The sequence below is a fragment of the Burkholderia cepacia ATCC 25416 genome (genome assembly GCF_001411495.1).
In the GTDB taxonomy this organism is placed as follows: Bacteria; Pseudomonadota; Gammaproteobacteria; order Burkholderiales; family Burkholderiaceae; genus Burkholderia; species Burkholderia cepacia.
In genome coordinates this window covers 2,335,603-2,356,329 of sequence record NZ_CP012982.1, presented here as the reverse complement: position 1 = coordinate 2,356,329, position 20,727 = coordinate 2,335,603, and the positions used below count along the sequence as shown (strand labels likewise).

Here is a 20,727-nt window from a genome sequence, read left to right as displayed (position 1 = left end):
TCCCTCAAACCTTTTCGATGTCCGACTTGCCGAGCAGGCCGGTCGGGCGGAAGAGCAGGATCAGCACGAGCAGGCCGAACGCAACGACGTCCTTGTACTCGGCCGGCATGTAGCCTGCGGCGAAGGTTTCAGCGAGGCCCAGCAGCACACCGCCGAGCATCGCGCCCGGGATGCTGCCGATCCCGCCGAGCACCGCGGCCGTGAACGCCTTGATACCCGCGACGAAGCCGATATACGGGTTCAGCTTGCCGATCGTCAGCCCGATCAGCACGCCGCCGACGGCCGCCAGCATCGCGCCGAGCACGAACGTGAACGAGATCACGCGGTTCGTGTCGATGCCGAGCAGGTTCGCCATCTTCATGTCCTCGGCGCATGCGCGGCACGCCCGGCCCATCCGCGAATGCGAGATGAACAGCGTGAGCGCGATCATCAGCACGACCGTCACGCAGACGATCAGCAGGCGCGCATACGGGATCGTCACGTCGAAGTCGCCGCCGAGATGGATGTCGAATGCACCGGAGATCAGCACCGGCACCGACACGTCGCGCGCGCCCTGGCCGATCTGCACGTAGTTCTGCAGGAAGATCGACATGCCGATCGCGGAGATCAGCGGCACGAGGCGCGGGCCGCCGCGCAGCGGACGATACGCGACGCGCTCGACCGCGAAACCGTACAGCCCGGTGACGATCACCGACACGATCAGTGCGGCGCCGAGCACGAGCGGCAGCGGATAACCGGCGGAGATGCCGATGGCCGTGAGGGTGACGAGGCCCACGTACGCGCCGATCATGTAGATCTCGCCGTGGGCGAAGTTGATCATGCCGATGATGCCGTAGACCATCGAATAGCCGATGGCGATCAACGCATAGATCGCACCCAGCGTCAGGCCGTTGACCAGCTGCTGGGCGAATTGCGGAAAGAAGTCAGTCATGTGCGGGAAGCTCCCGTTGGCGCTGTGTCGCGTACCGCGCCGGATCACGGCATTCGGCCGCGCGCAACGCACGGTGTCGTCTCGGGCCGCCTGCCGGCCGCGCACTGGGGACACGCGCGGCGCGAATGCACACCCGCCCCGTCCGGGTTTCGGACAGGGCGGATGCGTGGGCGGGTACTCCGTATTACTTGGCGGCGGTCTTCGTCGCGTCCTTGTGCCACGTGTACACGACGAACTTGAACGCCTTCAGGTCGCCCTGCGCGTCATACGCGACCTTGCCGATCGGCGTGTCGAACGTCGTCTTGTGCATGTACGCGGCGACCTTGGTCGGGTCGGTCGTCTTCGCGCCCGCGATCGCGTCGGCGATGATCTTCACCGCGGCGTACGACGGCATCTGGAACGGGCCGTTCGGATCGCGCTTCTTGTCCGCGAACGCCTTCACGAGCGCCGCGTTGGCCGGATCGGCCGAGAAGTCGGCCGGCAGCGTGACGAGCATGCCTTCCGAGGCCGGGCCGGCGATTGCCGTCACGTCCTTGTTGCCCACGCCTTCAGGCCCCATGAACGTGGCCTTCACGCCCTGCTCGCGCGCCTGGCGCAGCAGCAGGCCCATTTCCGGGTGGTAGCCGCCGAAGTAGACGAAATCGACGCCTTGCGACTTCAGCTTCGTGATGATCGCCGAGTAGTCCGAATCGCCGGCGTTGATGCCTTCGAACAGCACGACCGGGATCTTCGCGGCTTCGAGGTCCTTCTTCACCGACGACGCGATGCCCTGGCCGTACGACTGCTTGTCGTGCAGCACCGCGACCTTCTTCGGCTTCACGTTGTTGATGATGAAGTGCGCGGCGGCCGGGCCTTGCTGGTCGTCACGGCCGATCGTGCGGAAGATGAAGTGACGCTTCTTGCCTTCCGTCAGCTGCGGTGCGGTGGCCGACGGCGTGACCATCACGATGCCTTCGTTCTCGTAGATGTCGGAGGCCGGGATCGTCGACCCCGAGCACACGTGGCCGATCACGTACTTGATCTTCTGGCTGACGATCTTGTTGGCGACGGCGACGGCCTGCTTCGGTTCGCATGCGTCGTCCATCATCACGACTTCGAACTTGTTGCCGCCCGCACCGCCTGCTGCGTTGACCTGCTCGATCGCGGTCAGCGCGCCGGCCTTCACCATGTCGCCGTATTGGGCGACCGAGCCGCTCATCGGACCAGCGATGGCGATCTTCACGGTTTCCGCTTGCGCGGTGGCCGCGCCGGCGGCGAACAGCACGGCGGCGACGGAAATGGACGTAAGACGGGACAGCGTCATCTGGGAGCTCCTCGATGTTGTTTAGTCATACGGGCAAAGGCGGCATGACTTGCGCAATCGAACAGCACCCGGGGCGAGGACATGGGACACGCCCGAGACACATAGAAGACGGAACTCCAGCGGAATGTTGCGTAGCGGGGCCCGGCTCTTGCAGTCCCCGAAGGGGACGTCTGGTTCGGAAAGACATCGTGATGCGTCTTGCATTGCGCAAGCGTTTCGCCTGCCCCGCTTGCCAAACCGCTTGATCGGAGGGATGGTCCGACAGCCGTTGGCAAGGCAGTCGAAATTATATGGGCGTTTTTAAATCGTCTGTCAAAAATGCCGGTCTACCGAGGGAAAACACGTAGAGCGGTTGTGACAGTCGGTAGCAATGACGGCGCAACCTCGGGGCGCTGGGGCGGGGGCTGGGAGTGCAATCTGGTTGCTATTGGCGGAGGATTTTCGGCGCTGTGCCTTGTCGGGATTGGGATCGGGTGATAGGCGATTTTTCGTGGGGTGTGGTGGGGCCGTAAAGGGTCGCATCGTCGCTCTTCAATCGACTGATGATTGGTTTGGCGAGCACCATTGCAGTGCGTTGGGTGGAGGCGCTCAAGCCTTCTGTTTGCCGACGGTTTTCGTTAATTGGAAAGGTAATTGTTAATGGTGTGAAATAATACGAATTCGCCTCTGCAATCCAGCCAGCCTTCCTGCGAGACGCGTCCACCGCGCCTCGCAGTCGCTTCAGGGCCACTTCAACGCCCGCCCGTCGCCCAGCCGCCAGCCAGTGATCTGCCGTTTTTTTCATTGCACATCACCTGATTGGGATCGCTCATGAATCATCCGTTTCGCCTTTCCTCCGCCGCCGCGATCGCGTGCGCGCTCTCCGTTTCCACCGCCCATGCGTCCGGCCGCGATACGCTGACCGATCGGTCGGCCGGTGCCAATGTCTTTCGTTCCGAACGGCGCGCCGCCATTCGCGATGATGGACATACGGCACGCATGAACCGCCGCCGCTCGCAGTACGCCGCGCCAGTGGAACGTAGTCCGTTCGATACGCCGGATACGCGGCCGTTGCGTGTAACGGGCGATGCGCTTGTGGCAGCGCCGCCTTCGTCGGAACATGAACCCGAGTTGGTGTTGCCCGCGAATCGGGTCGCACTCGGGGCGGGTGGGAGCGACAGTTTTGGCCGCGCGGTGCCTGGATACGAGCAGCGTGAGCAGAACTGGAATGAATACCTGCGGGCGAATGGCTCACGGCCGGCGGGTAGTGGCGGATCGTATGCGGCGCAGCGGCCGTACGACGCGCCGCGCGGGCCGCATGGTGCGCCGAATCCGTTCGATCCATCCGTGCCGCAGCCGGAGACGCGGACGTTCTATGACAATGGAGCGGGGACGCATTGCACGGCTACCGGCGGTGCGGGGACGTCGCGGTCTTCTTGCAATATCGCTTGGTGATCCGCTCGTCGCGGGTGGCTTAGGTTGCCCTGCCCGGCGCGCTGCGCGAGTTCGCGCAGCGCGACCGCATCTTGCGGCGTTGCCTTTTACAACTGCGTGATGATCAGCCTGCCGGGCTCAATATCGATTCGCGCCTTTCGGCCCGGGACAAAACACGCATCGCCGATCAGCCACATTCCACCAATCTTCATGTACGGAAAGATCTTCTCCGGCTTGAGGTCGGTTTTCGGCGTACCCCACATTTCCTGAATCGTGACGAAACGTTCCGTCTTTGGTGGTCGTGCTTTATGATTCGGCTTAGCCATGGACAACTCCTGTTCAGTTGGCTGTGGTTAGCGGGTCGTGAGTGTTGGTAGCACTTGCGGCCCGCGCTCGTTTACTGCGTTGCTTTTGATGGTTCGGATTCCTCCTTTGTTGGTATTCGGTGAATACAGTGCCTTGATAGGGAGTCGGCGCGTGTGGCACAGCCATTCACACGCACGGCGTGCACGCAATCATCATCAGTTGGACATTGCCTATTAGACCATCACCGACGCGTATTGAGCTGCACGTTAGCCATTGGGATAGGCACGCGACTTGGTCAGTCCTCGGTTTACTGCGCGCTTCGAAGCCAATGGGGAGCAAATCAACGCAAGCGCGATCCGTCCCTGACACGACTGATCAGAACGTGACGATTTGAAACGGTTCGGCCTTGGCCACGCGCCACGTATAGCCGCTACCGGTACGGCGGTGAGCCTGCGCTTCCCCTAACGCGAACGCGCATAGCGGTTGCCGTGGTCGTTACGATGGCATCCGCATTAGACATTCGCGCAGGCGCTTAATCAACTCCGGGTTGTCAGTGCAATCGATGGGGCTGATGTTGTCGAGTGCCGGGACGTTCGAACTTATCCACTTCTGGGCCGACGTCGGGCCGGCAACCCAGTAGATCGTGTAAGCAAGATCAAGGTGCCCATTTAGAGCCTTAGCGAGATCTCGGACTTCCGGAAAATCCTTGAATTTCGCAAAGAGATCGGAGAAATTTTTCCAGACATCGTCGCCAGCATAGTACTGTTCGAGCCGAATCAACAGAGCACCCCCAAAAAGAAGCTAGATCGCCATCCTCATGATCATGCGCCAACGGCACGAGCACTACACCGTCACAATTCTGGCTGGCTCAGCCTCCCGTATGTGAGTGCATGTGTAGTTGCTCTCGATGTCTTGGACCTCGGTAGATACCAGTCGTCCACCCGTACCGTAGCGATAAGAAAGCTCCATACTCGGTGTGCCAGTCGCCGCGCGGTACGGAATCTTCTTCGGCAACAGCGCGCAATTATTGCGGTAAACAGTTGGCCGCTGTCGCGCGTGTAGTCGTCCACCGCATCCTTCGGGTGTGTGATTCGGAATCAGTCGAATCGCTTACGATCCGCGCCAATCAGGAAACGCGCTCACGGTAGCTTTCGCACCGGCTTATTCGTGGACGCTTTTTGCCAGGCGAGCAATATTCCCGCCTCTCCGCAAGCGTTGTTGACTTCGGGCAAAGCAGTCGCATCGACCGACCAAATCCACATGCCATTTGAAATGCTTTCCAACGATCCTCGAGAAGAATCAGATCCGATCCATTCTTTCAACGAAAGATCGTTGACGCGAATCTCCAGATGTTCTTCATTGAGAACATTCAGGGGATAAACCATCCTGAGTTTTGCTCCTTCGTAGCTCGCCGACCCTGGCGACCTATTAGGAAGCTCCCTGGTGAAAAGAGATGTATTTTCAAAAGGAAAAATTCCAACCAGATTAACACCAGTCGAATATTTGAACGCAATCGACGAATTTTCCGCATCGTAAGCGATCGCGTATTTAAATCTCACATTAATGGCCGCATGCTTTATAAATTTCACCATTTCTTTACTGACCTCGCCAATTGACCTCCCTATCTGGACATCGACAAATGATAGCCCCTCAAATTCCGGAGCATTGTGGCCAAATGAAATAACTGGGACGCCACCATTTTCCTCGTCGCTATATACCTGAAATTCAACGACCTCTCCAGTTGCAATCCTGCTCCTTAATTCAGCGATAGACGTTTCATGATCATCAACAAATCTCTCTCCGTTCCGGACAACGAATTCCAGAAAAACCGCCTTAGTTGCTTCTCCACCAAATTGACGAAACAGGCTTTCAGCCATTGACAGAGCGGACTCGACCTGAGTCGAATCGGTTCCATAAATTACGATTCCAGCGCTCATCTCTTCTCAGACTCCTGATATTGAGGCGAGAACAATTTCCGTTCGCGTCTTAGTTGGAAAATTCCGGCTCTTGAGGCTCCGGCGCATCTGACCCAGTAGATCCGAGGAAGAATCGAATCCGAATTAGCTGTCGCACTTCCCCGCTACGGTTTGTCTTTCACCCATCCGCAAGGATCATCTCGAAGATACATCACTTTCCGGTACACTATGCGCCAAGTTCGTTCATCTCGAATTTGTCCACCACCTGCAAGTAGACCCTTGCGCCGAAGGCATCGTCTGGAAGCGGATCAAAAATGAGGTCCTTTGTATACGCAGCCCCCTGAAGCGCCGGACACAGTCACCCACGTACAATAACGGGTATCCAAGAGTTCGCAAGCCCTTTTTACTTCGATCTCCCCGTTTTGAACTATATCGCCAAGTCTACTCCCGAAAAACAAACGTCCCGACGAAGCGCACGTGGGAGGCAGGACGCACGCTTTCCGCGCTCACATACTGAAAGTTATAAAGTAGGATCAGGCCATTATCATCAGCACTGCGCATAGCTTCGAGCTGATGAATCAACACGTCGGCAAAACTATCGATCCAAGAAAATCCCACAAGATTCTCTCGAAGGCTTAGATCCGGTTGCAGCATGTCCGCCTCGCGGAAGTCATCGTCAAACCAATCAATTCCGGTATCGTCTCGAAACTGATTGGAAGAGTCACCGTTTTCGTCGCAGGTGTTCTCGATGTAGTCCGTAAGATCATCACCGTCAGTGAACTTCCCGATCCAGACTGATACTTTGTTAGCTTTTTCCATTTCTTCTTACTCCATCGGCGGCCGAAGACCTGCGGGAAGGTTGTCGATGCCATTACTCAAAACGCTTATCCTCGAACATCTTAAGCCGGTTGTGCTCGACGTACCCGCCCGGATGATCACTCGACACCAGGTTAGCCGCCGCATCCCAGCGAAACACTTCCGACGGCAATCCCGGCCCCGCCGCCTGTTCAACGCGACCAGTCGGGTCATACCGATAGTTCGTCGTGCCATAACGCTGATCGCGCATTTGGATCACATCGCCCGCTGCATCGTAAGCAGATCATCGGCCGCATGACCACGCTGCACAGCGTGCCGCGCACGACGGCCTACCGCGTCATATCCGAAATGACTGGTCAGCTTGCCCTACGTTCGCAGCACCTCGCGATGCAGATCATCGCGTTCCATGTCGGCGACCGCAGCACCGTCAACGCGAATCTGGTGTACATGTCCCGACCCATAATGCAGCCAGTCGATCGTGCGCTCGCCGGAGATCGTGGTGCTGACGCGATTGCCGAGTTCATCATAGGTATGCGCGAGCCAGCCGTTCAGGTTGACCGGGTTCGTCAGCGACTGGTCACTGGCCGTCAGCGCATACAGTTCGCCAGACACAACCCGGATCGCCCATCCATATAGCTACTCGCAACGCTCTCAGGCATTTTCCTTTGCCCTGAGCCGCGCAATCGCATCGCCCGCGAACGTGTTCCGGAATTTCAAGAATCGCACGTGCTCTCTTTTTTCAATTACTCCGAGCACGCAAGTCATTTGGACGATTTAGCTACGAAATAGGCGAGCGCGTTGTTAGTTAGATAGTTCCCGTTGGAATCGCCTCGTCGCAAGTCGTCTTGTCCCCGACCCGCGCAGCAGGTTGATCGTTGATATAAACGCTCCCCGACCGATCGGCAATCATCTGCGACCCAGGATGGTCGGTACACGCGACGGTATCGAGATCGCCCGGCTTCGCCGCCCGCGCCGCCGGTTTGTTGTTGACGTACACGTTCCCCGATCCGCTCGCGGTCTTGCCTTTGATCACGGGCGGCACCATTGAATTCGCCAGTGACGCGGCCGGCGTAGTCCGATGGGAAAGCGATCAAACACGGAAGGCAGAATCAATACCTTGGTCCGTTTCTTCTCGCGATCCGCACCGGCCCCGTCTAGTTCCCGCTAACTGGACACCTATTCCATCCTGCAGCAATTCCGAATCTTGCCCGTCGTGCGGTTGCAGCGCGCCGGTCGTCACCCACAGGGTCACGCCGGTGCGTGTGTTTTACGGAGGCCACGGCATAGCTGGACATAGGGAACTGCCCCGCGTGCATATCAAAACTGAAGATCCACCTTTACTGCGCGAGGCGCATTCGCCGGCGGATCTTCCGGCGTTAGCCGGCTAACAAACTCCTGCAATGTGTCGGTGATTTTCGTCAAGCCCGTACCTCGTGGCGGCAAGCCCGGGCCCACCTCGCTCTCATGATCCCAGAACTCAACCGATCGAACACCTGATGGGTGAATTCTGAGGCAGACTTGATTTCCACCAGGCGCTTCTCCGATTGGAATCCAATCAGCCGGAATACGGCCCTTATACGTCTCAACCCTCTCGAGTATCGTCGATCCATATTTGCTCGACAGTCCGTAGAGAAGCTCTAAAGAATCGGTACCGTCCTGTGCTGCCCACGGTGACGGTTCATCAGAACGAAACTTGATGAGCGAATTGAATTCGATGTCACCGCCAAAATGCAACAACAGGTTTCTATTGTCGTCCGGAAGAGGGCCAACTTCGGCCTCAACGGAAGCTAAAAGTCGCATCTTCGTTTCCGACGACAACTTGTTAGGAGTTGCTCCGAGTTGCGAAAGTTTGTCTAGCATCGCGCCTTCCTCATATCTGCCGCAGATCCCGTGTGCGGGACATTTCCATGTAGATCAGATGGAATGAACTGAATTTCCGTCGTACTCAAATGATGGGGCGTAAGTCCCTTCTCTTTTAAGAGATTCTTGGCAGCATTCGCACTAATTCATTTGATACGACCAAGCTCAGTATAGACCGTTGGAAAATCAGCCCGCGTACCGTTAAGAACGTCTTTCTCGAAGGTTAACTTACCCTTCGACCACGCCGATGCCCACAAGGAATCGTGATGCCCGCACTTACCGACAATTCAATTTTTCGTTACCTTTCAACACAATCCTCTTTCAGAAACGCTATGCCCAATCCAAGCGGAGACTGCCGCTTATCTCAGAACAGCTCGAAATAACTATCTCGCTCGACATAGCACCATCTAAAAAGTCAAGTTCTAAATTCGTCATTCTCACGATAATAATTTACTTCATCAACAAACCATTCAATAGCCTCACCCCTATCATCCCTATTCTTTCTAATGTAATTCAACTGATTTACCAGCATCCAGCATCTCAAGTCATAATTTTCAACCGACTTTGGCATCTCCATATCCTCTGCATCCAAATAAATCTCATCATCATCCAGATCTTGAATGTAATCCCATGGAATATAGAAAAACCTCGTACCTTTCGGATTATCTCTCCACGAATCCAAGTTCGCATAAATCCAATTCTTCCCCGGCAAAGGCTGTACATTTTCAATCAGCTCAAGAAGAGAATTGTAAGTTTTCATGGTTACCGCACAAATTTCCGACCTCTAGCTTTGGACATCTAGCTCCGCCCGGAAAAGCCATCGCCAGGCGGCCCTTCGGCTATCCCCGAGGATCGTAGAAGTCATCTTTTTCGCGGTAGTAATTGATAGCATGAATAATATCGAGAACAGATGCCTCCGGATTTCTTCTCCGCTCGAAATCAACTATATCTCGAAATGTCTCTGTATCGAAAAGCTGCCGCACCCCTTTGTCATTTGCAATTTTCGGCAAATGAGTTCCCGGAACAACGTCTTCGAGCTCGTCATCCCCTTCGAGAAAGATAATTTCCGTATGCAACGGATCAACAGTCCAATCAGATTGGTTAATAAAAATAGCCGAGTCCCAATTGAGCCCCCCCAGCTCTCCAAGAAATTCTTGAATAGAATTATAGATTTTCATACGTATCTCCAAATTAACGACAGCCTGTTCCGCCACCCCATGTATTTCGACCACCAACACCATTCGCGTGATAGTCGAGATGACGCGAGGCATGATCCGCTCGGTCAACCAATTGCAAAAGCCCGCCCACTTGACCGTGGTGATGCCAAGTTGTACCGCTAAATGCTCTTCCTCTAAACGTACCGAGTCTCGTTGGGGCAACGTATTCAGAAATTCCGGGATACCTTGCCTCGAGTGCTGAAGCGAGCACCGGGTCATTCTTGATCGCGTAGTGAAGCTGTCTGTTCCCTTCGCTGAAGTGCTCTGCATCAGTCAAGCGATACATATCTTTCGGTAGCCGAGCTTCGAAGTGAACGTCGTACACCCCTGGGTCGTAACTTGCCAGCCCGAACGGATCAATCCACCCGACGGGGTTCGGCGCGTACTGATAGAAGTTCAATCCACCCAACAACCCAATCGGATCTGGATTAATGAAGCGACCGATGTCAGGATCATAGAATCGAAACGTGTTGTAGTGTAAGCCGGTTTCTCGATCCAAATACTGCCCTTGAAAACGCAGGTTCTGCGGCCGCGGCACATGGGCAGACGTCCGCGCCGCCCCTTGTGCAACTCCCCACGTCGGGGTCGGCCGCTGTGCTACGTGCGCAACCCACTCCTCCTGCACCGCATTGCCCCAAACCTTGTAGCGCGCCTGCCAAACCAGCTCGCCGCCTGCGTCAGTCAACTCCTCCGGCAACCCCGAAACGTCGTTGTGGAAATAGTAAACCGCATCCCTCGCATCAGCATCGTTAGCCGCCGGCTTGCCCTGATCGATTCGCGCAAGCGGCACATAGCTATTAGCCTCATACAAATACGTCAGCGCTTCCTCGCCCTGACGGTCGTGATACGTCTCCTGCACAAGCCGCATGCCATCCCACAGGAAATCCGTACTCGCGTAACTGCCGTTGAGCTTCCGAATCCGCCGACCAAACGCGTCGTATTCAAAATGCGTCGTCGAGATTCCAAGCCGGTCCTTCGGCACGACGGTCTTCAACTGGTTCCAATCGTCGTACTCAAGAATCAGTTCCTTGGCAGGCCCATGACCACTCACCTTGCGAACAAGCCGCCCATACGCGTCATACTCGAAGCGCTTGTCCTCGAACATCTTGAGCCGGTTGTGCTCGACGTACCCGCCCGGATGATCGCTCGACACCAGGTTAGCTGCCGCATCCCAGCGAAACACTTCCGACGGCAATCCCGGCCCCGCCGCCTGTTCAATGCGACCCGTCGGGTCATACCGATAGTTCGTCGTCCCATAACGCTGATCGCGCTTCTGGATCACATCGCCCGCTGCATCGTATTGCCACTGCTTCGCAAGCAGGTCATCAGCCGCATGGCCCCGCTGCGCAGCGTGCCGCGCACGACGGCCTACCGCGTCGTATCCGAAATGACTGGTCAGCTTGCCCTGCGTTCGCAGCACCTCGCGATGCAGATCATCGCGTTCCATGTCGGCGACTGCAGCACCGTCAACGCGAATCTGGTGCACATGTCCCGACCCGTAATGCAGCCAGTCGATCGTGCGCTCACCGGAGATCGTGGTGCTGACGCGATTGCCGAGTTCATCATAGGTATGCGCGAGCCAGCCGGTCGGCGTGTATTCCTCGACGACCTCACCGCGTGCGTCGTATTTCAAGCTGACCCGATTCTTCAGCGACGGGCCGCGAGCAGCCAGCGTGTACAACTCGGCGGATGTGATTCGGCTCGCCTTGTCGTACAGATATTCACACCGCTCATGCGCAGCTTGCTTCGCCGTCAGTCGACCGATCGCGTCGCGCTCGTATCGCGTCTCGATCTGTCCATCCCGGACACTCGTGCCTTGGCCGCACACGTCATATTCGTACGTACGCTTGTGACCATCGAGGCCGATCTGTGCAGAAACCAGATCGCGACGGTCATACTGGAAGCGATACGTCTCACGATTCTCGTTGGTCAAACTCGCGAGCCGGAACGCATCGTCGTACCCGAATCGCACGACACGATCAGCCGCATCCGTGCGTGCTATCAGCAATCCGCGCGGATTAAGTTCATAGCGCGTGCTGCGCTGGTTCGCATCGACAACTTCAACGAGCCGCCCGGCCGCATCGTATCGAAACATCTGGCGCGCGCCGTCAGCCGTTCCGATCCCCGTGACACGCCCCATCGCATCCGTTTCATAGACGGTGGACTGGCCCATCGCGTCGGTCACGCGCGCAAGCGTACCTCGCGCATCGTATGCAAACCGCGTGATCTTCCCGGAACAATCGGTGTACGAGGTCAACTGCGCGCGGCCGTTCCATTCGAGGAACTTGTAACCACCCCGCGCATCGCGTTATAAGAAATATCAAGCGACCAGAAATCATCAGGATCAGCGAGAGCGCGAAAAACCCAACCCCCTACGATCTCATGTCGCTTATGCGCACAGCTAACTATAATACTCCCTCAGAATAGTCTCATCAAATGACCTATTTCCAGAAATCCTCCTCCCCAGCAAGTAATCAACATCAAGCTCACTTAATTCGATACCATTTTTTTTTGCCGAAAAAATGACAGTCAGAAACGGGTAAGAATAGTAGCCCGGGTTCTCCATTACATCCCGAATCAATTCAATCTTACCTTCCACCACATTTATGACCCTCGGCAAATAAATACTTGCCACCTTTTCGCATATCCACCGACATGTCGACTCAACTTCCATCTCGTTCCGCGGCAAATCAACCGCACCACCGAGATTCGGAGAAAATGACTTTACCACCTCCATGGATGTATTCATCGCAAGCACCAACCCCGTCGGTATCTTCGGTTTGTACGGAGGATTAATTTTTTTAAAAAAATCCTGAAGATCAGGGGAATCGGCGGCGGCAGAAAGAATGTAGCCGTTTGCATTTTTCAGAAATCTAAATCCAATGCGTCCATTACCCACACCCTCTCGACCGACGAGAACCTCACCCCTTGATACCTTGACACCACTCTCACACAATTTTTCTTTGAGAGCTTCTTGCAATCTTTTTTCAAATATCTTCTTTAATTCCGCACTCATCTTGCACGCCTCAGTATTTCAGCACATGGAATGTTGCATCGTACGAAGTACCGCGCACCCCAAGCACCTCGCCTATATCTTTATTGCCAGTCGCGATCTCGAACTGCCCGGCTTTTCCCGCTGACGGAGTAATTACCCCACCACCAATACCGTCGACGGTATTCGATGGGCTCGCCATGTCAAATACACCAGATGCGCTTTGATTCTTCGTCAGACGTCCTGATCCGTGTTTGGCTTCGAAAACGTGATAGTTCCCATGACTGTCCGTCGCAACGAAGTCGGCCCGAATTCGCTTGCCATTCACCTTCATCGTCACCTCTTCGGCAACAACTTTGAAACCGTTTCGCTCCAAGTCGTACATCGATTTTTCGCGACCGCGCTTTCCGCTCCATTGGCTCAAGCAAGTCAGACCCCATGGATCAATCCAAGCCAACGGATTCGGCCCATATCGATACTGATTCAACCCGCCCGCCAACCCGATCGGATCCGGATTGATGAATCGCCCGATGTCCGGATCGTAGAACCGGAAGGTGTTGTAGTGCAACCCGGTCTCGCGGTCCAGATACTGCCCCTGGAAACGCAGGTTCTGTGGTCGCGGTACGTGTGTTGGCGTTGGCGCGACCACCGACACTTCGCCCCAGGTGGCTGTCGACCGCTGCGGCTCCCGCGCAACCCACTCCTCCTGCACCGCATTGCCCCACACCTTATAGCGCGCCTGCCAAACCAGATCTCCACCTGCGTCGGTTAACTCCTCGGGCAACCCCGAAACATCGTTGTGGAAATAGTAAACCGCATCCCTCGCATCGGCATCGTTAGCCGCCTGCTTGCCCTGATCGATCCGCGCAAGCGGCACATAGCTATTAGCCTCATACAAATACGTCAGCGCTTCCTCACCCTGGCGGTCGTGATACGTCTCCTGCACGAGCCGCATGCCATCCCACAGGAAATCCGTACTCGCGTAACTGCCATTGAGCTTCCGGACCCGCCGGCCGAACGCGTCGTACTCGAAATGCGTCGTCGAGATTCCAAGCCGGTCCTTCGTCACGACGGTCTTCAACTGGTTCCAATCGTCGTATTCAAGAACCAGTTCCTTGGCAGGCCCATGACCACTCACCTTGCGAACCAGCCGACCATAAACGTCATACTCGAAGCGCTTGTCCTCGAACATCTTGAGCCGGTTGTGCTCGACGTACCCGCCCGGATGATCACTCGACACCAGGTTAGCCGCCGCATCCCAGCGAAACACTTCCGACGGCAATCCCGGCCCCGCCGCCTGTTCAATGCGACCCGTCGGGTCATACCGATAGTTCGTCGTCCCATAACGCTGATCGCGCTTCTGGATCACATCGCCCGCTGCATCGTATTGCCACTGCTTCGCAAGCAGGTCATCAGCCGCATGGCCCCGCTGCGCAGCGTGCCGCGCACGACGGCCTACCGCGTCGTATCCGAAATGACTGGTCAGCTTGCCCTGCGTTCGCAGCACCTCGCGATGCAGATCATCGCGTTCCATGTCGGCGACTGCAGCACCGTCAACGCGAATCTGGTGCACATGTCCCGACCCGTAATGCAGCCAGTCGATCGTGCGCTCACCGGAGATCGTGGTGCTGACGCGATTGCCGAGTTCATCATAGGTATGCGCGAGCCAGCCGGTCGGCGTGTATTCCTCGACGACCTCACCGCGTGCGTCGTATTTCAAGCTGACCCGATTCTTCAGCGACGGGCCGCGAGCAGCCAGCGTGTACAACTCGGCGGATGTGATTCGGCTCGCCTTGTCGTACAGATATTCACACCGCTCATGCGCAGCTTGCTTCGCCGTCAGTCGACCGATCGCGTCGCGCTCGTATCGCGTCTCGATCTGTCCATCCCGGACACTCGTGCCTTGGCCGCACACGTCATATTCGTACGTACGCTTGTGACCATCGAGGCCGATCTGTGCAGAAACCAGATCGCGACGGTCATACTGGAAGCGATACGTCTCACGATTCTCGTTGGTCAAACTCGCGAGCCGGAACGCATCGTCGTACCCGAATCGCACGACACGATCAGCCGCATCCGTGCGTGCTATCAGCAATCCGCGCGGATTAAGTTCATAGCGCGTGCTGCGCTGGTTCGCATCGACAACTTCAACGAGCCGCCCGGCCGCATCGTATCGAAACATCTGCCGCGCACCGTCGGCCGTCCCGATCCCCGTGACCCTCCCCATTGCATCCGTTTCATAGACGGTGGACTGGCCCATCGCGTCGGTCACGCGCGCAAGCGTACCTCGCGCATCGTATGCAAACCGCGTGATCTTCCCGGAACAATCGGTGTACGAGGTCAACTGCGCGCGGCCGTTCCATTCGAGGAACTTGTAACCGCCCCGCGCATCGCGAATCGTGTGTACCAACCCGCGTTCATCCCGGTGATACTCGGTCGCGAAGCCCGCCGGATCGCGCATCATCGTCAGGTTGCCGCGATCGTCGTAGCGGTAGATCCAGCGCGAGTTGGCCGGATCGGTTTCCGCGACGGGCAGGTCGTAGTGTCCATTCCACTCGGTGCGCTCAACCTGACCGAGTGCGTCTATGCGCTGGGTCTGCCGCCCGCGCTCGTCATATTCGAAGCGGGTCGTGTTCCCTGCCGGATCGGTCGTACTGACCAACTGCCGCTTCGCGTTCCACTCCAACCGCCACACATGGCCTTCGGCATCCGTATGACTCGTCGGCTGCTGATCCTCGTTCCACGTCCACTGCGTCACGCGGCCGATCTGGTCGGTAATCGTCACCGTGCGCCCGGCGAGGTCCGCATTGAACGTATACGCTTCGCCGTCGTTGGTCCAGTGGCGCACGACACGTGCACCGCGCCCAACACCCTCCCATGCATAGAAACACTGCAAGCCGCCGCGCAACGTGTGCTGAACCATCAGTCCACGCTCGTACGCGAAACGTCGCGCGATATAGCCGCTGCGGTCGGTAACGGCAACCAGCTCGCCAGCATCGTTGTACGCGTAACGCACCAGCGTGTCGGGTTGCTCACCGTCCACGCCACGCGTCAGCTCGATCGCGGCGATGCGTCGAGGGTGCGACTTGTCGTAGGCGAACGCCACGACGCGCCCAGCGCTGTCATGCAGTCGTGCCGGCCGCACGACCTCACCGGCCGCTTCCTGCTCCACCTCGATCCAGTTACCGTTGCGATCCTCGAGACGCCACAGCTTGAGCGTCTCGTCACCCGCATCGCTCCGGGCACGACCGAAATCGCAATACACACCATCGACCGTCTCGACCACATAGTGGCCACCCGCGGTGCAGATCAGGTAAATGCCTTCCGGCACGCTGAAGTGGCTCTCACCCGGCGACACAGCCGGGAACACGATATCGCGCCCCTGCTCGTCCCAGTAAGTGATCGACTCAACCTCGCCATGCGCACGCGCGAGCCGCAGTTCGACGCTGATCGGCACGCTCCATCCCGCCCCGAACAGGCTGTCGGCACGATCATCGAGGCTGCTATAGAAACGCTGCCACACGATCGGCAACGGCCCGGGCAGTACGAAGTCTGTATCGTCCGTGCCGTCGAGAACCTTGCTGCCGGTAATGACGTTGACCGGATGCCCTGCCGACGGCCTCGCCAGGCTACCCAGCCAGGTACCGAACGCACCCGCCGCAAAATTCACCGCAAGACACGGCACCTTGCTCTTCAGGAACTGCCCCCAGCTCATCTTCCCGCGCCCGCAAACCGCGAGCGCAATACCCAGCGCCGCCCCCAGCCATCCGAGCCGGGTTGCCGACTTCACGTCCCTCACCCGCTGCGTGCCGCCGCCGATGAAAACGTTGTCCGAACCTTCGGCAATCGTCCCGTCGCAAGTGGTCTTGTCCCCGACCCGCGCGGCCGGTTGATCGTTGATGTAAACACTCCCCGACCCATCGGCAATCATCTGCGGCCCAGGATGATCGGTACACGCAACGGTATCGAGATCGCCCGGCTTCGCCGCCCGCGCCGCCTTCTTGTTGTTGACGTAAACGTTCCCCGATCCGCTCGCGATCTTGCCCTTGATCTCGGGCGGCACCATCGAATTGGCCAGCGCCTTCGCGCCGTCGTCGATGGCCTCGTTCATCCCGCTCGCTTCCATCAGCGCGCCCGAGCCAACGGCCACGCCGACGCCGATCGCGATGACGAGCGGCGTCGCCAGCCCGGCCGTGCCGATCTCGAGCGCGGCGAGGCCGGCGAATATCAGCCCCTCCATCGCCTCCGCCACCAATGCCCCGACGATGGCACCGCCGACCACCGACCCGACCGTACCGACCAGTTCACCCAGAAACGACGTGTGCTGGATCGGATCTTCGAAGCGAGCGGCCGCGAAGTTTTCCGCGCTCACGACGCGTCACCCGGCCCGAGCAGGGTCGGTCGCGCCGCGCGCGGCTGGAAACTGGCCAGCATGCGGTCGGCGATCGCCTGCTGCTCGTCGGTCAGCGGCGCCGCGCTGGTCAACGTCATCACAAGCACGCGGCCGGCGTCGTCCGACGGAAACATGGTCTGCACCTGATGCCAGAGCCGGCCGTCCCGTTCGTGCGTGGAGTCGATCTGGACGCCCGCACGACCCGCCACCGTCACGGGCCGGCGTGTTTTCTCGGTCAGCATCCTGGCATCGCGCGACGCCACTTCCCATTCGCGCGCGACGAACGCGTCGAGATTCTCCCCGTCACGCAAGCGCCCGCGAGCGATCACGAGATTGAGGCCGCCGGGGCCGGCGTTCATCATCAGGATGTTAACCGTACGGTCGAGCGCCGCGTCCGGCAGTTCGAAAGTGCCTTCGTGAATTGCGTAGTGCATGGCTGGTTTCGTTCGTTTTATTTGTTGAGATCGATGCGCTTGCCGTTGACCATCACGCCGTCGTCGGTCATCAGGATCACGGAGCCCTTGTGTTCGAGGCGAATGCCTTCCGGCGCAAGCGAGATCGAGCTGTCCATCACCTTCAGCAGGATGCCTCGCTCGGCCATGTAAACCTGCGTGCCGCCGCCCCCGTCCTTGGCCGGCGTCGTCACCTCGACGGTGGTCGCGGTCGTGCTGCGCTTCTCGGCGATCGTCTCGGTCAGGTTGCCCTGCGGAATCTGCTTCTCTTCGCTGCCGGTGGCCACCAGCACGGTACGCATCGGCCCCAGCACCTTGTGTGTCTCGTTGTTCTCGACGACGGTGTTCATGTCCTTCTGCGCGTGCATGAAGAATTCCTGCATGCCGTTCGTGTCGGTCATGCGGATCTCGTTCGACCCCTGCCCCTTGTGCGTCTGGCTCTTGATCCCCATCGTCTGGCCCGCCGCGCCGTGATACGGGTTGCCCTGCTCGCCGTTGAACACGCGGCCGACGATCACCGGGTTGTCCGGATCGCCCTGGTTGAACGCGACGAGCACCTCCTGCTTGATCCGCGGAATCGCGGCCGCACCCCAGCCGTCGCCGGCCCACGGTTGCGACACGCGCACCCACATCGAATCGGAGCCGTCCTTCTTGCCGCGCCGGTCCCACGGAAAATGCACCTTCACCGCGCTGCCGTTGGTGTAGATTTCCTCGCCCTTCGGCCCGACGACGATCGCCGACTGCGTGCCGTGAATCACCGGCTTCGGCGTGCTGCGCGGCGCGCGATACGGCACCTTCTTCGGCAGCAGCGCGAAGCTGTTGCGGTACGGCAGCTTCGCGCTGTGCTGCGTGTAATCGTTCACCGCCTCGTGACGCACGTGCAGGATCACGTATTCCTGGTTGTTCTCGAGCACCGGATGATTCGCCACGGTGACCGCGCCCGCCGTGGTCATGCGCCACGCGTAGCCGCCGCCGGTATAGCGGTGGGCCTGCGCCTCCTCGGCCTCCATCGCAAAACGGGCGTAACGGTTGCCGTCATCGCCGTGGTCGTACAGCGACTGGTGCTCGAACCGCTCGGTCGCGTCGAGCCGCGCATGCTTGAGGTTCTGCGGCCCGGCCTCCACCAGCATCAGCGGCGACGACGGGTTCTGGTGGTTGAAGTCGCGGAACGTGACCTTGCCGACGCCGAAGCGCCGGCCTTCGTGCAACTGGTCGATCCCGCTGTCCTCGCTCGCCTCGGTGGCCGCGAACGGCACCGTGGCGAGCCCGTCGATCGGGCGGAACAGCAGGTTCGAATCGCCGATCACCAGGAAGTGCTTGTCCTTCTCGTAGCGGTGCGTCCAGACGAGCCCCTCCTGCTCCATCAGCCGCGCGCAGAAGTTGTAGTAGCTCTCCTGGTACATCACGACATACTCGAGCGGCTTCTGGCTCGTCCGGATATCGAACACGAAGTCGGAAAACCCGTGCTCCTGGAAAATCTCGGTGAGGATGTCCTGCGCGGTCTTGTTCTGGAAGATCCGGCAGTCGGTCGAGCGCGTCAGGAACCAGAACCACGGCACCGCCGTCAGGTGATACTGCGTGACGTTCCCTGGGTTGCCCGCGCGGTCGAACGACGCCACGTAGCCGTCGAAGTAGCGGTCGTTATCGCCGGTACCCGATGCGACGACGCGCTCGAGCGTCGACAGGCGCGCCTGCTGGTCGAACCGGATCTTGACCTGCTGGCCGATCAGGTCTTCCGGGCGCAGGTCGTGGCGATGGGACAGCAGGTCGAGGTGGATCTCGGGCAACCGGTTCACGTGCTCGTCGACGACGGCGGCGCTGACCAGCAGCACATCCGGGCCGAGCGGCGTATCGAGCGTCACGTAGCGGTTGAGCTGGGTCAGGCGCGCGGGGTTGGCGGCGCCGTTGATCGCCTCGGCGATCGCGCCGGGCGTCTTGTCCATCAGCGAGAAGCCGGTCTGCGCGAGCTGCATCGCGCGCTGGACGGTGTCGACGTGGCCGGCCAGCCCCGCGAGCGGCCCGAGGCTGCCGGCAACACTCGACGCAACCGGGCCGGCCAGGCCGCCGAGCGCGCTCAACGAGCCCAGCCCGCCGCCGCCGCCCAAACCATTGGGAATACCCCCGTTCGGAGCGAAACTCATTCTTGTTCCTTGCGTATGATCTCAGGTTCCGTAGGCCGGCTGGCCGGCCCGAAGCCCCGATAATGTAGGACAAATTCCGACAGCGCGGAAGCCACTCGCAAACGTTTACGCTCGCGCCCCGAAAATCGGGAAACCAGGCTGGCAGTGGGATTCCGGGGCAGGATCGCCCTCGGCGCACCCATGGCGAGGAAGTATTCAAGGAGCCGGCGGGGGGCGATTTCGTCCGGGCAGGTGAAAGCCCCGGCTCGAATGCGTCGAGCAGCGCCATCCGGTCGTCGAAGACTGCTTCACCCGGTAATGCGCCACGTCAGCATGTCAGGGGCGTGACGATCGGCTGCTCGCGGGGAGCGAACACCCGGCATTCCGCGGCACGCGCCGCGTCGCCCCGCCGAAACGAAGCCTCATCGCGGCGAAACCACGATCGCTGCCCGCCGGTTCTGCGCGCGGCCCGCCGGTGTCCGGTTGTCGCCCACCGGGTCGAGCTTCCCTTTCCCGACGACCGCGATGCGCTTCGGGTCCAGCCCGAGATCGACGAGCTCGATCGCCACCACCTCGGCACGCCGACGCGACAACTCGACGTCGTAGTCGTCCACGCCCTCTTCGTCCGTATAACCGTAGACCCGCACCCCGTTGATCCCGGCCGAATGGAGCGTGCGCCCGATCCGCTCGACGATCCGCCGCACATCGGGCTTGAGGTTGTAGCGATCGAAATCGAACAGGATCGGCCCGGTCGAGCCGAATTCGAAACCCTGCTGGGTTTCCTGGAAACCGGCCGACTTCAGCGCCGTGACCTGCGTCTGCGTCAGCCCGCGATGAAGCGGCGGCGTCTTGCAGCCGCCCAGCAGCATGCACAGCAGCAGCGCGCCCCAGACGCACGTACGCCCGATGCCCACAGGAAACGAGTGGTTCATTTCGCATCCCCTTCGAGTGCGCCCGCGCCGGGCGCGCTTGTTGTCATCCGCGGCTGCGGCCTCGCCCGCAGCGCGA

At 59.0% G+C, this 20,727-nt stretch carries 19 protein-coding genes and 1 pseudogene; 1 reads left to right on the top strand and 19 read right to left on the bottom strand.

Going from position 1 to position 20,727, the window contains the following annotated elements; genetic code table 11:
* Positions 1-4 precede the first annotated feature (4 nt).
* The 3 genes from livH to APZ15_RS41275 form a co-directional block, all read right to left on the bottom strand.
* Entirely contained in the window at positions 5-931 is a 927-nt protein-coding gene (gene livH, locus APZ15_RS27805; RefSeq protein ID WP_027789674.1) for a high-affinity branched-chain amino acid ABC transporter permease LivH, read from the bottom strand.
* A 184-nt stretch (positions 932-1,115) separates the two neighbouring features.
* Positions 1,116-2,234 carry a branched-chain amino acid ABC transporter substrate-binding protein gene (locus tag APZ15_RS27800; RefSeq protein WP_027789675.1) on the bottom strand — a complete coding sequence of 373 codons (1,119 nt, stop codon included), beginning with the start codon at positions 2,232-2,234 and terminating at the stop codon, positions 1,116-1,118.
* A gap of 424 nt (positions 2,235-2,658) precedes the next feature.
* On the bottom strand, positions 2,659-3,018 hold the full coding sequence (locus tag APZ15_RS41275; protein WP_138143363.1) for a hypothetical protein: 360 nt from the start codon (positions 3,016-3,018) through the stop codon (positions 2,659-2,661).
* Between the two features lie 26 nt (positions 3,019-3,044).
* Between APZ15_RS41275 and APZ15_RS39940 the strand changes: the two genes are divergently transcribed.
* On the top strand, positions 3,045-3,668 hold the full coding sequence (locus tag APZ15_RS39940) for a hypothetical protein (protein WP_080981946.1): 624 nt from the start codon (positions 3,045-3,047) through the stop codon (positions 3,666-3,668).
* Positions 3,669-3,754: 86 nt separating this feature from the next.
* Here APZ15_RS39940 and APZ15_RS27795 read toward each other — a convergent pair whose 3' ends face one another.
* The 16 genes and pseudogenes from APZ15_RS27795 to yfiB all read right to left on the bottom strand — a co-directional run bounded on the left by APZ15_RS27795 (position 3,755) and on the right by yfiB (position 20,651).
* On the bottom strand, positions 3,755-3,973 hold the full coding sequence (locus APZ15_RS27795; protein ID WP_034195973.1) for a SymE family type I addiction module toxin: 219 nt from the start codon (positions 3,971-3,973) through the stop codon (positions 3,755-3,757).
* A gap of 1,119 nt (positions 3,974-5,092) precedes the next feature.
* Positions 5,093-5,890, bottom strand: coding sequence for a hypothetical protein (locus APZ15_RS41270; RefSeq protein ID WP_138143362.1), 798 nt, complete (start codon positions 5,888-5,890; stop codon positions 5,093-5,095).
* A 420-nt stretch (positions 5,891-6,310) separates the two neighbouring features.
* Complete coding sequence (locus APZ15_RS27785) at positions 6,311-6,688, bottom strand: immunity 22 family protein (RefSeq protein WP_049096674.1); 378 nt, start codon at positions 6,686-6,688, stop codon at positions 6,311-6,313.
* Positions 6,689-6,740: 52 nt separating this feature from the next.
* Positions 6,741-6,935, bottom strand: coding sequence for a hypothetical protein (locus APZ15_RS42295; RefSeq protein ID WP_048028261.1), 195 nt, complete (start codon positions 6,933-6,935; stop codon positions 6,741-6,743).
* A 116-nt stretch (positions 6,936-7,051) separates the two neighbouring features.
* Complete coding sequence (locus APZ15_RS42290) at positions 7,052-7,297, bottom strand: hypothetical protein (RefSeq protein WP_027789677.1); 246 nt, start codon at positions 7,295-7,297, stop codon at positions 7,052-7,054.
* A gap of 193 nt (positions 7,298-7,490) precedes the next feature.
* Positions 7,491-7,730, bottom strand: coding sequence for a PAAR domain-containing protein (locus tag APZ15_RS27775; protein WP_027789678.1), 240 nt, complete (start codon positions 7,728-7,730; stop codon positions 7,491-7,493).
* Positions 7,731-8,002: 272 nt separating this feature from the next.
* Entirely contained in the window at positions 8,003-8,545 is a 543-nt protein-coding gene (locus APZ15_RS39930) for an SMI1/KNR4 family protein (protein ID WP_080982043.1), read from the bottom strand.
* A complete protein-coding gene (locus tag APZ15_RS42740; RefSeq protein WP_080982044.1) occupies positions 8,539-8,691 on the bottom strand; it encodes an HNH endonuclease in 153 nt (50 codons plus the stop codon). Before APZ15_RS42740 ends, APZ15_RS39930 begins: the two co-directional genes overlap by 7 nt.
* A 269-nt stretch (positions 8,692-8,960) precedes the next feature.
* Positions 8,961-9,305, bottom strand: a complete 345-nt coding sequence (locus APZ15_RS41265; RefSeq protein WP_124546538.1) for a hypothetical protein — start codon at positions 9,303-9,305, stop codon at positions 8,961-8,963.
* Positions 9,306-9,384: 79 nt separating this feature from the next.
* Complete coding sequence (locus APZ15_RS41260; protein WP_124546537.1) at positions 9,385-9,723, bottom strand: DUF7716 domain-containing protein; 339 nt, start codon at positions 9,721-9,723, stop codon at positions 9,385-9,387.
* A 379-nt stretch (positions 9,724-10,102) separates the two neighbouring features.
* A pseudogene (locus APZ15_RS42830) lies at positions 10,103-12,070 on the bottom strand (RHS repeat-associated core domain-containing protein); the annotation flags it as partial.
* A 93-nt stretch (positions 12,071-12,163) separates the two neighbouring features.
* Entirely contained in the window at positions 12,164-12,778 is a 615-nt protein-coding gene (locus APZ15_RS41255) for a hypothetical protein (RefSeq protein ID WP_138143427.1), read from the bottom strand.
* A 10-nt stretch (positions 12,779-12,788) separates the two neighbouring features.
* Positions 12,789-17,126 carry an RHS repeat-associated core domain-containing protein gene (locus APZ15_RS27765; protein WP_027789679.1) on the bottom strand — a complete coding sequence of 1,446 codons (4,338 nt, stop codon included), beginning with the start codon at positions 17,124-17,126 and terminating at the stop codon, positions 12,789-12,791.
* On the bottom strand, positions 17,123-17,581 hold the full coding sequence (locus APZ15_RS27760; RefSeq protein WP_027789680.1) for a DcrB-related protein: 459 nt from the start codon (positions 17,579-17,581) through the stop codon (positions 17,123-17,125). The genes APZ15_RS27765 and APZ15_RS27760 overlap by 4 nt, the downstream gene beginning before the upstream one ends.
* Before the next feature lie 17 nt (positions 17,582-17,598).
* Positions 17,599-19,740, bottom strand: a complete 2,142-nt coding sequence (locus APZ15_RS27755; protein WP_027789681.1) for a type VI secretion system Vgr family protein — start codon at positions 19,738-19,740, stop codon at positions 17,599-17,601.
* A 401-nt stretch (positions 19,741-20,141) separates the two neighbouring features.
* Positions 20,142-20,651 (bottom strand): outer membrane lipoprotein YfiB, encoded by a 510-nt coding sequence (gene yfiB, locus APZ15_RS27750; protein WP_027789682.1) that lies wholly within the window; start codon positions 20,649-20,651, stop codon positions 20,142-20,144.
* Positions 20,652-20,727: the final 76 nt, after the last annotated feature.